Origin of the sequence: Paraburkholderia acidicola (assembly GCF_002362315.1) — a bacterium.
In the GTDB taxonomy this organism is placed as follows: domain Bacteria; phylum Pseudomonadota; class Gammaproteobacteria; order Burkholderiales; family Burkholderiaceae; genus Paraburkholderia; species Paraburkholderia acidicola.
This window is the reverse complement of the sequence record NZ_MTZV01000004.1, coordinates 152,218-165,445: the sequence shown is the minus strand read 5'-3', so window position 1 is coordinate 165,445 and position 13,228 is coordinate 152,218. Positions and strand designations below refer to the sequence as shown.

The window sequence follows — 13,228 nt, the reverse complement described above, 5'->3', positions numbered from 1 at the left end:
TGCGGGTTGCACAGACGTGCCTTGACGTCGCCGTCAAGGCACGTTGCCACCGCCGCTACGACATCCCGTGGCCGTACACGAGCCACAACCCACAGGCAATCGCGACCGTCCCGTACACCGCATACACCGGCAACTTCAACTTCGCGAAGCATAGGGCGGCGAACGCCGCGGTGAGCAGATACGCGGGCTCGAACGGTACGTGAGCGGCGATGCGCAGCACCGCGACCGCGAGAAACGCCGTCGTCACGGCGCGCAACATCCGCATGCCATGTTCGAAGCGCGGATGGGTCTGCAACTGATGCAGGTGCCGCTGTGCGAACACCACGAGGAATCCCGATGGCACGAACAGCGCCAGGGTCGCGACCAGCGCACCGAGCCAGCCGTTCACGAGATAGCCGAAGAACGGCACCACGTTCAACAACGGTCCCGGCGACAGCGGCGACAACGAGAACGCCAGTGTGAAGTCGTTATCGGTCACGCCGATCGCCGGTGTGACGAACAGCGTCTTCAGCACCGGCAACGCGGAGAAGCCGCCGCCGAACAGCGTCATCCCCGCCCCGGCGAGGCGCGGCCATAGCAACGCGAGCTCGTACTCGTGCGGCAATGGAATGGCGAACAGTGCGAGCAGCAAGCCAAGACCGGCGAGCAACTGCCAGTCGCGCGGTGCGATCTTCAGCACGAGCGGCTGACGGCGGACCGGACTGGCGATCCAGCCCACCGCGAATGCGCCGCCGAGGATCGCGACATACACGGCCGGACTGTGCGCCCATGCGAGCCCGATACAGCCGAGAATTGCCACGAGCCATTCGAGTTTGCCGCGTACCAGCGTGCGCGTCTGCCGGTACCAGGTGACGGCGATCAGCATCGCCAGCACGACGCTGAAATGATTGAGCAGGGTTTGCGATGCGACCGCGCGCACGATCGGTGTGCGATAGAAGATCGCGAATAGCGTCATCAGCGTGAAGAACGGCAACACGCTCGCGACACCCGCGATCCATGCGCCGGCGCGCCCGCGCAACGCATGCCCGAGCTGCACGGCGACATTGCAGCCGACCGGCCCCGGGACCATCCACGCCAGCGCGATCAGGTCGGCGAAGGCGATCCGCGACAGCCGTCCTTCGCGCTCCACATAGTGATTCTCCAGCTGGGCCATTAGCGCGAGACCGCCCCACGACAGCGCCGATAAACCCAATATCACCCGAAACAGCGCCCATAGCGGTTCCCGTTCGCCGCGGCGTGTTGCTTCCCTGCTGCTAGTTATTTGCATTGCTCATGCGCGTCGGAACAAGCCCGCCTCCGCGCCCCTCTTTGGCCGTGTAGTTCGCGGGTGCGCGCCGCATGGCCTTAGACGCTGCGTGCCCCGTTGTCGGTGATGCCGTAGCGGGCTGTGTGAACAACCGGCTGCGGCGATTCCGTCTTATATAGTGTTACTGCTCATGCGGACAGTCCGCTCTCGCTCGATGCCGCACTCGTGCTGTCAGCATCGCGCTCCGGTCCACCGCGCTTCTCCGGCATGCCACACACACCGAAGCGATCGAGCAACGCCGCAATCGCTTCGGCTGGTACCGGCCGCGAGAACAGGAAGCCCTGTGCTTCGATGTGGCCGAGCGCGGCGAGCCACGCAATCTGTTCTTCCGTCTCGGTGCCTTCCACCACGACCGTCAGTCCAAGCGAACGCGCGAGATTGACGATCGCCGTCACCATCACGCAGACGCTGCGGTCGCCGGGGATCGCCTGGACAAACGAGCGATCCACCTTCAGCGTGTCCACCGAGAAGCGGTTCAGATACGACAGCGACGAATAGCCGGTGCCGAAGTCGTCGAGTGCGATGCGCACACCGAGACGCTTCAACGCGAAGATCTTCTCCGACACGAGTTCGGGGTATTCCATCATCGCCGTCTCGGTGATCTCGAGTTCGAGGCGGCGCGCGGAGATACCGGTTTCCTCGATCGCGCGCGAGATGGTTTCGAACAGATCGCCGCGCCAGAACTGTACGGCCGAAATATTCACTGCCAGCGACAGCGTGTCGTAACCCTGCTGCTGCCATAGCGCGAGCTGCCGGCAGGCGGTCTGGATCACGAAGTCGCCGATCGGTACGATCAAGCCGGTCGATTCAGCGACCGGGATGAATTCGCTCGCCGGAATCAGCCCGTGCTGCGGATGGTTCCAGCGCGCGAGCGCTTCGAACCCGGTAATACAGCGGCGCGTCAGATCGATCTTCGGCTGGTAGGCGAGAAACAGCTGACCTTCGGCAAGCGCGACACGCAACTGCTGTTCCCATTTCATCAGGTGGTCCGCGCGATGCGACAGCTGCGGCGAATAGAACTGGTAACAGTTCTTGCCCGCATCCTTGGCGCTGTACATCGCGAGGTCGGCTTTTTTCAGCAGATCGATCTCGCTTTCGTTGACGACCGAATAGAGCGCGATGCCGATGCTCGCATGCAGCACGAACGAACTGCCGCGCACTTCGAACGGCCGCGAAAAGACATCGGCGGCGGCTTCGGCGAGATCGACCGCGCGCTTCTCGACGTTGTCGCCCTTCACGACCACGACGAACTCATCGCCGCCGATGCGCGACAGCGCGCCCGCTTCGCCGACCGCATCGGCGAGTCGTGCGGAGGTCATCTGCAGCACGATGTCGCCGGCGTTGTGGCCAAGCGTGTCGTTAACGGCCTTGAAGTTATCGAGGTCGATGAAGAGGATCGCGAGGCGTCCGAGGTTGGACTGCTGGCTCACGTCGTAGCGCAGGCTCTGCAGCGTGGCGTAGCGATTGCGCAGACCGGTCAACAGGTCGTACTCGACGAGGTGCGTCATTTCCCGCTCGCGGCCGAGCAGTTTGCCGATTAATCCGGTGGCGACGGCGAAGAAGCTGAGCATCGCCAGCGAGATGAAACTCGCCATCAGCAGATAGACGTTGCGTGTGTGGTTGTAGTCGGCGAATTCCTCTGCCTGCGACAGACCGACCAGCACGCCGAGCGGATAGCCGTCGATATGACGGTACGACACGATGCGCGGCACGCGATCGATCGAGTCGACGTAGGTCCCCGACACATGCGATGAAGTCGGATACGTACCGCTCGCGGTGAACGAGCCGTTCGCGCTCTCGGCACTGCTGGCGCTGCCGGTGCGGCGTGCGAGCACGGTGCCGGTGTCGGAGATCACCGCGATCACACCATCGCGGCCGATCGCTGCGTTGTTATAGAAGTCGCTCGTGAAGTAGCTCGGGTCTTCGGACACGACAACCACGCCGGCAAACGAGCCGTCCGGATGGTTCAGGCGACGGGTCATCTGCAGCGTCCAGTGGCCCGACACGCGACCGAGCACCGGCTTGCTGATGTACAGCTGATCGTCGTTCTCGTGTTCGTGAACCCTGAAGTGCTCGCGATCGGACAGGTCGATATGCGCCGGATTGAGTTCCGCGGTATTCGCGATCAGTCTGCCGTGCTCGTCGATCAGCGATACCTGCACGAGGGTCTCGCTCTGCACGACGCCTTTCTCCACCGTGCTGGCCAGATCGAAATGCCCAGGCGATTTTTCGTACTCGTACTTCACGAAACGCGTGATCTGGTCGACCTGATGAATGGCCTTCACCGTGTGTTGTTCGAGCGCTGCCGAGAGAATTGCCGCCGACGCCATCGCCTCGCGATACGTGGCTTCCTTTTCTACCGACAGCCGCGCAAAGATAACTGCCCACAGCAGGATCAGCACGAGCACGCCAAGCGACGGGATCGCCAGCAACGCGCGACGGCGCGATACGGCCTGGTCGGAACGGTGTCTTGCGTCGCGAGCGGAAGAATGCCGGAACGGATTCATCGGGCGGGCCGGGTCCCTGCGCCGTCCGGCTGCGGCCCCGGGTACATCGACATCGATGGTTTCGAAGTTGGCTGCATGATGAACTGTGTGTGACCGCGCAGAAGATAAGAATGGGTCGCGCGAAGACATCCGTAAAGCACCGGATTTTGTCTCGATATTACTGAATGACGATAGATTAAGGAAGGGCCGGAACCACGGGTATACGCTGCCGCGGGCAGGCACGTAAAGGCCAATTGCGCGCCCTTGCGGGTATCGGCGTGCTTCTGGTGCGGTTCCTCGAGTCCTGGCCGGTTTTATCGCGGAAATAAAAAGAATGCGTTTGGCGCATGACCGGTGGTGCATCCATGCGCGACGCATGATCGGGCGCGAAAGAGTGCGCCGCCACCGGGCGCCTGCTCGCTTTAGCGAGCAGGCGCGTGCTGCAGATTGATCGTGCCGTCGACGATCGTTACCGCCGGCCCGCCGATCCATATCTTGTCCACCGCGTCGTCGTAGCGGACGACGACATCGCCCGCGCGACCGAGCGCGGTACCCTGGCGCACCGTGTAGCGGATGCCGGGCCGCTTCTGCTGCTTGAGCAGCAAACTGGCCAGCGCCGCATTGGCACTGCCGGTCACAGGGTCTTCGCCGACACCGAAGCTGGTACCGGACATCAGGCAGCGTACTTCGAACGTTGCAGGCTCAGCGGTTTCGTGAGGACCGTACACCGCGATGCCGATCGCCTTCGCAGCCTGGGCGACGCGTGTCAGCGCGACCGTGTCGGCTTCGATCGCGAGGCAGTCCTGCGCCGAGTTCACGCGCACGACGAGCCATGGCACGCCGTTGTTGACCGCGCACGGCGGCGCGCTGAAATCGATCGTGGCGCCGTGCAGGGCTGCCCGCAATACGTCATGCTCGCTCTGCGGCAGTGCTTCGATTCGGGCCGGTGGGGCCGCGAACGCCCAGCTGCCGTCTGTTTGCTCGACGAGTTCCATGAGACCGACACCACACTGCTGGATCAGCTTGCCGGGCTGCTTCGGCCGGTAGCCGCTTTCGAGCAAGGCATGCGCGGTGCCGAGCGTCGGGTGACCGGCGAACGGCAGCTCGAATTGCGTCGTGAAGATGCGCACGTGGTAGTCGGCGGCGGGGTCGGTCGGAGTGACGAGGAAGGTCGTTTCCGACAGGTTGGTCCAGTGGGCAATCGCCTGCATCTGCGCAGTGTCGAGCCCATCGGCATCGAACACGACCGCAAGCGGATTACCTTTGAACGGTACCGCGGTGAAGACGTCGACCTGCTTGAAGGGAACGGTGTGCGTGGTCATCGTTGGCGATTGGTCGAACAGTCTGGAAAGGGTGGACAGCACAGCGCCGGTGTAGCGTGTATCCACAGCCGTGCCGCAATGAAAAACGCCGCGGGCGGACTAGCCGCCGGCGGCGCCGCCAACAGAACACATGCGCCGCGACCCGCAGGTCGCGCGTCGCTTATTTCGCGTCGCCCACTTCGGCAATCATCTCGATCTCGACACACGCGCCAAGCGGAATCTGCGCGACGCCGAACGCCGAGCGCGCATGCTTGCCGCGCTCGCCGAACACGTCGGCGATCAGCTCGGAGGCACCGTTGGTGACGAGGTGCTGCTCGGTGAATTCGAGCGTCGAGTTGACAAGGCTCATCACCTTGACGATGCGGGTCACGCGGTTCAGATCGCCGACATGCGTATGCAGCGTGGCGAGCAGATCGATTGCAATCGAACGTGCGGCGGCCTTGCCTTCTTCAGTCGTGATCGACGCACCGAGTTTGCCGGCCCACACCTTGCCGTCCTTCTTCGCGATGTGGCCCGACAGGAACACCGTGTTGCCGGTCTGCGCGCTCATCACATAGGCAGCAGCAGGCGCACCCGCGACGGGCAGTTCGATGCCGAGTTCCTTCAGCTTGTCGTATACGTTGGCTTGAGTCATGAGAGGTCCTTATGCAGTGAAAGAGTGTGCAGGGTGTGCGGGCCGCTTACACCTTGGCGCGCAGCAGCGCGCCAAGACGTGCGATGCCTTCGTCGATTTTAGCGGGCGGCACCGTCACGAACGAAAGCCGCAGCGTGTGGTGCTGAGCATCGCTCGCGAAGAACGGCGCGCCCGGCACGAACGCGACATTCTGCGCAACGGCTTCGTCGAGCAGCTTCATGCTGTCGATGTGTGCCGGCAGCGTCACCCAGATGAACATGCCGCCTTCCGGCTTGTTCCAGCTCACGCCCTCGGGCATATAGCGCTCGAGCGCGGCGAGCATGGCCGTGCACTGGTCGCGGTACAGCGTGCGAATAGTCGGCACGTGCGTGTCGAGGAAACCGTCCTTCACCACTTCGTGCACGATGCGCTGCGTGAAGCTCGGCGTGTGCAGATCGGTGGCCTGTTTGGCCTGCACGAGCTTGAAGTGCAGTTCTTCGGGCGCAATGATGTAGCCGACCCGCAGGCCCGGCGCGAGCACCTTCGAGAACGAACCGAGATGCACGATGTGATCGGGTGCCATCGACAGCATGGTTGGCAGCGGCTCGCCTGCGTAGTCGAGTGCGCCGTACGGATCGTCCTCGATAACCGGGAACGGTGCGCCTTGCGCGAATGCCGCCAGTGCACGGCGCCGTTCGATCGGCAGACGGCGGCCGGTCGGATTCTGGAAGTTGGGCTGGGCGTACAGCACGCGCGCACCGGCCGTGAGTTCGGGCGTGAGGGCTGCGGGGATCAGGCCGTTGTCGTCAGTCGGCACCTGGACGTAGCGCGGCTCGTACATCGAGAACGATTGCAGTGCGCCGAGATACGTCGGCGTTTCGACGAGCACCGGGCTTTCCGGGCAGATCAGTACCTTGCCGAGCAGATCGAGCGCCTGCTGCGAGCCGGTCGTGATCAGCACCTGGCTCGGCCGGATCTGCGCGCCGTTCACCGAATAGCGGGTGGCGACCCATTCGCGCAGCGGCAGATAGCCTTCGGTCGCGCTGTATTGCAGCGCCGCGCCCGGGGTATCGCGCAGGATGCGGTCGGATGCTTCGCGCATCCGTTCGGCCGGGAACGTGACCGGCGCGGGCAGGCCGCCCGCAAACGAGATGACTTCGGGCCGCTCCGTAACCTTCAGGATCTCGCGGATCGCCGAACTGGTGAGCTTGCGCGCGCGCTCTGAGAATTGCCACTTCGGGGCATGAAGGTCGCTTTGATCCATAGTCTCCTCGATCTGTTTCGCTGGAACGGTTTGGTAGAAAGAATGCAATTATCGCGTGACTTGAGATTGCCGTGGATGGCCGCCCGCTAGCCGAGCGTGCGCGGACCATCCGGTGTATCGAATTCGGCGACGAGGGCGGGGGCGCCTTCAGTCGGCTCTATATGCAGCAGGTGGATGGCGCCGAGCCACTGCAGGTGGTTGCGCACGGTTTCCGCCTGCGGATGGACGGCTTTCAGCTTTTTCAGCGCCAGCCCCATTTCCGGCAGCACCGCCGACGGATGATGCGGCGTATCCCACTGGATCAGCGTCGGCACGATACCGTCGCCGGCGCCTTGCCATGCCGGGAACGCACCGTCGTCGGGTACGGCGAGCCCCCAGGTGAAGTCGCCACGCGTCATCGGAACCACGGGCGCGATGCGCTGCGGATACTGCGCCTGCCACGTGGCAAGCTGCTTCGGGCGCTCTACGCGCACGACCCAGTGCGACAGATACGGGCCGTTCGCAAGACGCGCCTGCGTGGCCGGGTCGTCGAGCGCGAAGACGCGTGGCCGCGGTGGTGTGTCGGACGGCGCGGCGGGCGCGTCCGGATCGACCGCGATGACCTCGAGATACACGCCGCCCCACAGGTTCAGCAGCCGGTTGTGCGTGCGCATCAGCGGGTGCGCGCCGCCACCAGCCGGTGCTACACCGAGCGCATCGGCGACGTACTGTGTGCCTTCGTCGAGCGTGCGGGCGGAGATCACGAGATGGTCGAGGTAGAGCGAGTGAGCAGTCATGGCGGATCGGTAAGACGGTTTCTGACGACGGGGTGGTGCGTGTACGGCTGCTTCCGGTTGCTGGCGCCTGATTCAGGCGTCGCGGACCGTAGCGAAGCAAGTTCAGCATGCGGAACCAGCATGACAGCAGTACCGGGGCCGCTAGCATAACCGTTCGCCCCAGCGCAGGCCATGCGTGCCCGCGGGAGGCGTCGCGTCACCGCGCACTATCCGCATCCTCCGCGCCAATGTATCGCGTGGCACCGGCACAGTAACGGTACAATTGCCCAGATAACGTTCGGTACAGTCGGAGAGTGCCCATGTCCGTCCCGCTCGACCAGATTCCCGCTCCCCACGATGCATCGTCGACGACGCTTGTCGACCAGCTTGTGCAATGGGGCCGCCGCCGCATCGAGGAGCGCGTGTTCCGCCCCGGCATGCGCATGCCGTCCATCCGTAAGCTCGCGCTCGACAAGGGTGTGTCCCGTTTCACGGTGGTCGAGGCGTATGAGCGGCTGGTCGCGCAGGGCTATCTGGATTCGCGCCGCGGCTCGGGCTTCTATGTACGCGAACGGCTCGCAGCGCCGATGCCGGGCGAACGCCGCCTCGCCGCCGTTGCAGTCGAAGCGGTGGCGCCCGCGCCCAGTACGCTCGACGTCGTCTGGCTGCTGCGCAACATGCTGCAAACGTCGATGCGGCCCGAAAAGAGCCCCGGCCACGGCTTTCTGCCGAACCGTTGGCTCGACGGCGAACTGATCACCGGTGCCCTGCGCACGCTGGGGCGGCAGAGCGGGGCGCAAATGCTCGGCATTGGCACGCCGCTCGGTTTTCTGCCGCTGCGGCAGCAACTGCAAACAAAGCTCGAAGAACGCGAAGTCGGCGTGTCGCCCGAGCAGATCGTGCTCGTCTCTGGCATCACCCAGGCCATCGATCTGATCTCGCGCATCTACGTGCAGCCTGGCGATGCGGTTATCGTCGGCGATCCGGCGTGGTTCCAGATGTTCGGCCGCTTCGCCTCGCAGGGTGCGCGGCTGCTCGGCATGCCCTACACGCCGGAAGGCCCCGATCTAGATGCACTGGAAGCGCTCGTGCAGACCTGGCGGCCGAAAATGCTGGTGATCAACTCCGTGCTGCAGAACCCGACCGGCACTTCGCTGACGGCCGCGCAGGCGTTCCGCATCCTGCGTCTCGCGGAAGAATACGATTTCATCGTCGTCGAAGACGATGTGTATGGCGACCTCTGTCCGCCCGGCTATCCGGCGACGCGGCTCGCGAGTCTCGATCAGCTCAAGCGGGTCATTTACCTCGGCAGTTTCTCGAAGACGCTCGCGGCGAACCTGCGCGTGGGTTTCGTCGCCTGCGCGCCGGCGGTGGCGAACGCGATTACCGACCAGAAGATGCTGGTCGGCATGACATCGCCGGAACTGAACGAGCGCGTGCTTTACAAGATCCTCACGGAAGGCCACTACCGGCGTCACGTGGAGCGGCTGCGCTCGCGGCTCGACGGCGTGCGCGACAAGACTGCGCGGATGCTCGAGAAGACCGGGTTGCGCCTGTTCCAGTCGCCGGGGGCGGGCATGTTCATGTGGGCCGACACCGGCGTCGACTCGGACGGGCTGGCTGCCGCGGGGCATGAGGCCGGTTTTCTGCTGACGCCCGGCAGCCTGTTCTCGCCGCACCAGGCGCCGACCACGTGGATGCGTTTCAATATCGCGAACTGCGGCGATCCGGCGCTGTCGGCGTTTCTGTGCCGCTATCTCGACGGGGCCGCCAGGCGCGCCTCTTGAAACTGCGCAGATCGTCCCTATCTGCGCGGACGGTCTGCACCGAATAGTTTCCACCGAATAAACCAGCAATACACAGAGGAAGTCCGACATGGCCCAGGAAACCATGAGCTTTCAGGCAGAAGTGAAACAGCTTCTCCACCTGATGATTCATTCGCTGTACAGCAACAAGGAAATTTTCCTGCGCGAGCTGATTTCGAACGCATCCGATGCGGCCGACAAGCTGCGCTTCGAAGCGATCGAAAACGCTGCGTTGTACGAGAACGATCCGACCTTGCGCATTCGCGTGTCGTTCGACAAGGCTGCACGCACCATCACGCTCGACGACAACGGTATCGGCATGAGCCGCGACGAAGCGGTCTCGAATCTCGGCACGATCGCGCGCTCGGGCACCAAGGAGTTCTTCGGCAAGCTGTCCGGCGATCAGCAGAAAGATGCGGCGCTGATCGGCCAGTTCGGTGTCGGTTTCTATTCGGGCTTCATCGTCGCCGACCGCATCACGGTCGAAACCCGTCGCGCGGGTGTGCCCGCCAGCGAAGGCGTGCGCTGGGAAAGCGCAGGCGAAGGCGATTTCGCGGTAGAAACGATCGAGCGTGCCGCACGCGGTACGACGATCACGCTGCATCTGCGCCCTGAAGAAGACGAGCTGCTGTCGTCGTATCGACTGAAATCGATCATCCAGAAGTATTCGGACCACGTCGCGCTGCCCATCCTGATGCAGAAGGAAGAGTGGGACGCGGAAAAGAGCGAGATGGTCGCGAAGGACGAAGACGAGACCGTCAATCAGGCCAGCGCACTGTGGACGCGCGCGAAGAACGACATCACCGACGAGCAGTATCAGCAGTTCTATCAGCATCTCGCGCACGATCACGAGAATCCGCTTGCCTGGACGCATAACCGCGTCGAAGGTCGCAGCGAATATACGCAACTGCTGTATGTGCCTGCGCGCGCGCCGTTCGATATGTTGAACCGCGATCATCGCAGCGGGCTGAAGCTGTACGTGAAGCGCGTCTTCATCATGGACGAAGCGGAGCAATTGCTGCCGTCGTATCTGCGCTTTGTGAAGGGCGTGGTCGATTCGAGCGATCTGCCGCTTAACGTCTCGCGCGAAATCCTGCAGGAAAGCCGCGATGTGAAGGCGATCCGCGAAGGCGTGACGAAGCGCACGCTGTCGATGCTCGAAGAATTCGCGAACGCCGAGGACGATGCCGGCAAGGACAAGTACAAGACGTTCTGGAATGAGTTCGGCCAGGTGCTGAAGGAAGGTGTCGGCGAAGACTCCGCGAACCGTGAACGCGTGGCGAAACTGGTGCGCTTTGCATCGACGCACGCCGATACCGCCGAGCAGAACGTCGCGCTTGCCGATTACGTCGCGCGGATGAAGCCCGAGCAGACGAAGATCTACTACGTCACCGCCGATACACTCCAGGCCGCGAAGAACAGCCCGCATCTCGAAGTGTTCCGCAAGAAGGGCGTCGAAGTGCTGCTGCTCACCGATCGCGTCGATGAGTGGATGCTGTCGTATCTGAACGAGTTCGATGGCAAGCCGCTGGCTAGCGTTGCACGTGGTGACCTCGACCTGGGCGCGCTGAACGACGAGGAGAAAGAAGCTCAGGAAAAGGTCGGCGAGGAACTGAAGCCGCTCGTGGAACGGATGAAGGAAGCGCTGAAGGACAAGGCGAAGGACGTGCGGCTCACGTTCCGTCTGACCGATTCGCCGTCATGCCTCGTTGCCGACGATGGCGATATGAGCGGCTATCTGCAACGCATGCTGAAGGCCGCGGGGCAGAACGCACCGGCCGCGCAGCCGATCCTCGAAGTCAATCCGGAGCACGCGCTGGTGAAGGGGCTGCATGCGGAGAATGCTGATTTCGCTGATTGGTGTCATCTGTTGTTCGATCAGGCGTTGCTCGCTGAAGGCGGCTCGCTCGACGATCCGGCGAGCTTCGTGAAGCGGACCAACGCGTTGCTGCTGGCGCGGGCGGGTTGAGCGTCATGTCTTAAGCGGAGCGGACGCGTTGTGCCGCTCCGCGCCGCTCGTGACGTGAGCTTCGTCGATCTGCTGTACTTCGAAAACGCTGCCCCAGGGGCAGCGTTTTTTGTATCGATCGCGTACGTGCGAGTGTGTTCGACAGCGTCGCGTTCGCTGCGCGCGCCCAGGCGGTCACCCTATAATGGCGGCCATGATCCTTCGTTTCGATGCAGCCGACGCGCACTGGCGCGTCACGCCGCTGCCCTGTTTCAGTACCGATCAGAAAGACTGGCTCACGCGCGGCGGCTCGCTGACCGCGCATCTGCGCACGCTCGGCGAGGTGGCCGTGCGCGTCACGCGTGAGGCAGTCGCGCAACCGTGGGTCGATGAACATACGGCGCTCGCGGTTGTGCAGCGCGCGCCGGTGTGGGTGCGCGAAGTGGTGCTCTCAGTGGATGGCCTGCCGTTCGTCGCCGCGCATAGCATCGTGCCGCTTGCCGCGAGCGTCGGTGTGTGGAAGTCGATTCGGCGGCTGCGCACGCGCCCGCTCGCCGAGCTGCTGTATAGCGACAGCACGGTTGCGCGCTCGTCGCTTGTGAACCGTAAGCTGGTTGCGCGGCATCCGCTGTATCGGCTGGCAGCGCAGGCGAGCGAGGAGGTGTTGCCGCATGCGCTGGTTGCGCGTCGCTCGGTGTTCGAACGATACGGTGCACCGCTGATGGTCACCGAGTGCATGTTGCCTGCGCTGTGGCGACATCTCGCCGCCAGGTCGCAAGGGCATGTCGAGCGCGCGCAGACGCATTCGCGCGACCATGGACGTGCGGTTGGGCATACGGCATCGCGTGCTCACCACGCAGTGCCGCCGCGGGACGCTCGCCAGGGCGAGGGTTCCTGATGCAGAAGCGTTGCTTCCCGCCGGTCGTCGATGCAAACACGCGGGTGCTGGTGCTGGGTAGCCTGCCGGGGGAAGTGTCGTTGGCGCAGTCGCAGTACTACGCGCACAAGCAGAACAAGTTCTGGCTTCTTGTCGGTGATGTGATCGAACGGGATCTGGTGGGTATGGACTATCACGCTCGGCTCGATGCGTTGCTCGAACATCACATCGGGTTATGGGATGTCGTTGCTGAAGCGCAGCGCGTTGGAAGTCTGGATAGCCGGATACGGGACCATGCCAGTAACGATCTGATTGCTCTTATCGATACGTTGCCGAGTCTGGACACGATTGCCTTCAATGGCGGGACCGCGGCCAGAATCGGCGTGAAATCGCTGGGTGAACGCGCGGAACGGTATCGGCTTCTACGTCTGCCGTCGAGCAGTCCCGCACATGCTTCGGTTCCCTACGCGGAGAAGCTGGTGTTTTGGCGGCAGCTGCGGCAATAGAATGCTGCCCGCGTAAACCGGACCTCGTAGGTCATCGAGGTATTGGCTTCGTATCGCGAACGGCGTCGAGCCGCCGTTTCAGTGTCTGCAGCACTTCGGACGCGGGGAGATAGTCGCCGGTACATCGAACCGCTTCGCGCGAGGCGATGCCGCGGGCAATGAACTTGCTTTGGTTCCGACGGCGTTCGATGCCTTCCCGGATCGATTGCACGACGAAATCCGCCAGCGTTTCTCCTTCACCGAGGACACTTTCGGCGGTATCGCGCAGTTCTGGTTCAACCCGGATGGATGGAAAGGTGGCGGATTTCATCACGGCTCCTGCGGCATTGCAATTGCAGTGCATTGT

At 63.4% G+C, this 13,228-nt stretch carries 11 protein-coding genes; 4 read left to right on the top strand and 7 right to left on the bottom strand.

The window, feature by feature from the left end; genetic code table 11:
* Positions 1-55: 55 nt before the first annotated feature.
* The 6 genes from BWP39_RS10965 to BWP39_RS10940 form a co-directional block, all read right to left on the bottom strand.
* A complete protein-coding gene (locus BWP39_RS10965; RefSeq protein ID WP_096720031.1) occupies positions 56-1,267 on the bottom strand; it encodes a chromate transporter in 1,212 nt (403 codons plus the stop codon).
* 167 nt (positions 1,268-1,434) lie between these two features.
* Positions 1,435-3,813, bottom strand: coding sequence for a putative bifunctional diguanylate cyclase/phosphodiesterase (locus BWP39_RS10960; RefSeq protein WP_096720029.1), 2,379 nt, complete (start codon positions 3,811-3,813; stop codon positions 1,435-1,437).
* A 401-nt stretch (positions 3,814-4,214) separates the two neighbouring features.
* On the bottom strand, positions 4,215-5,114 hold the full coding sequence (locus tag BWP39_RS10955) for a PhzF family phenazine biosynthesis protein (RefSeq protein WP_096722430.1): 900 nt from the start codon (positions 5,112-5,114) through the stop codon (positions 4,215-4,217).
* A 160-nt stretch (positions 5,115-5,274) separates the two neighbouring features.
* Positions 5,275-5,748 carry a RidA family protein gene (locus tag BWP39_RS10950; RefSeq protein WP_096720026.1) on the bottom strand — a complete coding sequence of 158 codons (474 nt, stop codon included), beginning with the start codon at positions 5,746-5,748 and terminating at the stop codon, positions 5,275-5,277.
* Between the two features lie 46 nt (positions 5,749-5,794).
* Positions 5,795-6,991, bottom strand: coding sequence for an aminotransferase-like domain-containing protein (locus BWP39_RS10945; protein ID WP_096720024.1), 1,197 nt, complete (start codon positions 6,989-6,991; stop codon positions 5,795-5,797).
* A gap of 86 nt (positions 6,992-7,077) precedes the next feature.
* A complete protein-coding gene (locus tag BWP39_RS10940; protein ID WP_096720022.1) occupies positions 7,078-7,767 on the bottom strand; it encodes a VOC family protein in 690 nt (229 codons plus the stop codon).
* Between the two features lie 299 nt (positions 7,768-8,066).
* On the opposite strand from BWP39_RS10940, the gene BWP39_RS10935 reads away from it, so the two are divergent.
* The 4 genes from BWP39_RS10935 to BWP39_RS10920 all read left to right on the top strand — a co-directional run bounded on the left by BWP39_RS10935 (position 8,067) and on the right by BWP39_RS10920 (position 12,882).
* Complete coding sequence (locus BWP39_RS10935; protein ID WP_096720020.1) at positions 8,067-9,533, top strand: aminotransferase-like domain-containing protein; 1,467 nt, start codon at positions 8,067-8,069, stop codon at positions 9,531-9,533.
* 88 nt (positions 9,534-9,621) lie between these two features.
* Positions 9,622-11,520, top strand: coding sequence for a molecular chaperone HtpG (gene htpG / locus BWP39_RS10930; RefSeq protein ID WP_096720018.1), 1,899 nt, complete (start codon positions 9,622-9,624; stop codon positions 11,518-11,520).
* Positions 11,521-11,713: 193 nt separating this feature from the next.
* On the top strand, positions 11,714-12,397 hold the full coding sequence (locus tag BWP39_RS10925; protein WP_096722428.1) for a chorismate--pyruvate lyase family protein: 684 nt from the start codon (positions 11,714-11,716) through the stop codon (positions 12,395-12,397).
* A complete protein-coding gene (locus tag BWP39_RS10920; protein ID WP_096720016.1) occupies positions 12,397-12,882 on the top strand; it encodes a DNA-deoxyinosine glycosylase in 486 nt (161 codons plus the stop codon). Before BWP39_RS10925 ends, BWP39_RS10920 begins: the two co-directional genes overlap by 1 nt.
* 31 nt (positions 12,883-12,913) lie before the next feature.
* Here the strand turns inward: BWP39_RS10920 and BWP39_RS10915 are convergent, their stop codons facing one another.
* Positions 12,914-13,192: a YlcI/YnfO family protein gene (locus BWP39_RS10915; RefSeq protein WP_096720014.1), complete on the bottom strand. Its 279-nt coding sequence runs from the start codon at positions 13,190-13,192 to the stop codon at positions 12,914-12,916.
* Positions 13,193-13,228 lie beyond the last annotated feature (36 nt).

What these genes read in the sequence shown, in the direction of transcription:
- BWP39_RS10965 (WP_096720031.1), bottom strand. Translation starts at nt 1,267, where the DNA reads ATGCAAATAACTAGCAGCAGGGAAGCAACACGCCGCGGCGAACGGGAA.
- BWP39_RS10960 (WP_096720029.1), bottom strand. Translation starts at nt 3,813, where the DNA reads ATGAATCCGTTCCGGCATTCTTCCGCTCGCGACGCAAGACACCGTTCC.
- BWP39_RS10955 (WP_096722430.1), bottom strand. Translation starts at nt 5,114, where the DNA reads ATGACCACGCACACCGTTCCCTTCAAGCAGGTCGACGTCTTCACCGCG.
- BWP39_RS10950 (WP_096720026.1), bottom strand. Translation starts at nt 5,748, where the DNA reads ATGACTCAAGCCAACGTATACGACAAGCTGAAGGAACTCGGCATCGAA.
- BWP39_RS10945 (WP_096720024.1), bottom strand. Translation starts at nt 6,991, where the DNA reads ATGGATCAAAGCGACCTTCATGCCCCGAAGTGGCAATTCTCAGAGCGC.
- BWP39_RS10940 (WP_096720022.1), bottom strand. Translation starts at nt 7,767, where the DNA reads ATGACTGCTCACTCGCTCTACCTCGACCATCTCGTGATCTCCGCCCGC.
- BWP39_RS10935 (WP_096720020.1), top strand. Translation starts at nt 8,067, where the DNA reads ATGTCCGTCCCGCTCGACCAGATTCCCGCTCCCCACGATGCATCGTCG.
- htpG (WP_096720018.1), top strand. Translation starts at nt 9,622, where the DNA reads ATGGCCCAGGAAACCATGAGCTTTCAGGCAGAAGTGAAACAGCTTCTC.
- BWP39_RS10925 (WP_096722428.1), top strand. Translation starts at nt 11,714, where the DNA reads ATGATCCTTCGTTTCGATGCAGCCGACGCGCACTGGCGCGTCACGCCG.
- BWP39_RS10920 (WP_096720016.1), top strand. Translation starts at nt 12,397, where the DNA reads ATGCAGAAGCGTTGCTTCCCGCCGGTCGTCGATGCAAACACGCGGGTG.
- BWP39_RS10915 (WP_096720014.1), bottom strand. Translation starts at nt 13,192, where the DNA reads ATGAAATCCGCCACCTTTCCATCCATCCGGGTTGAACCAGAACTGCGC.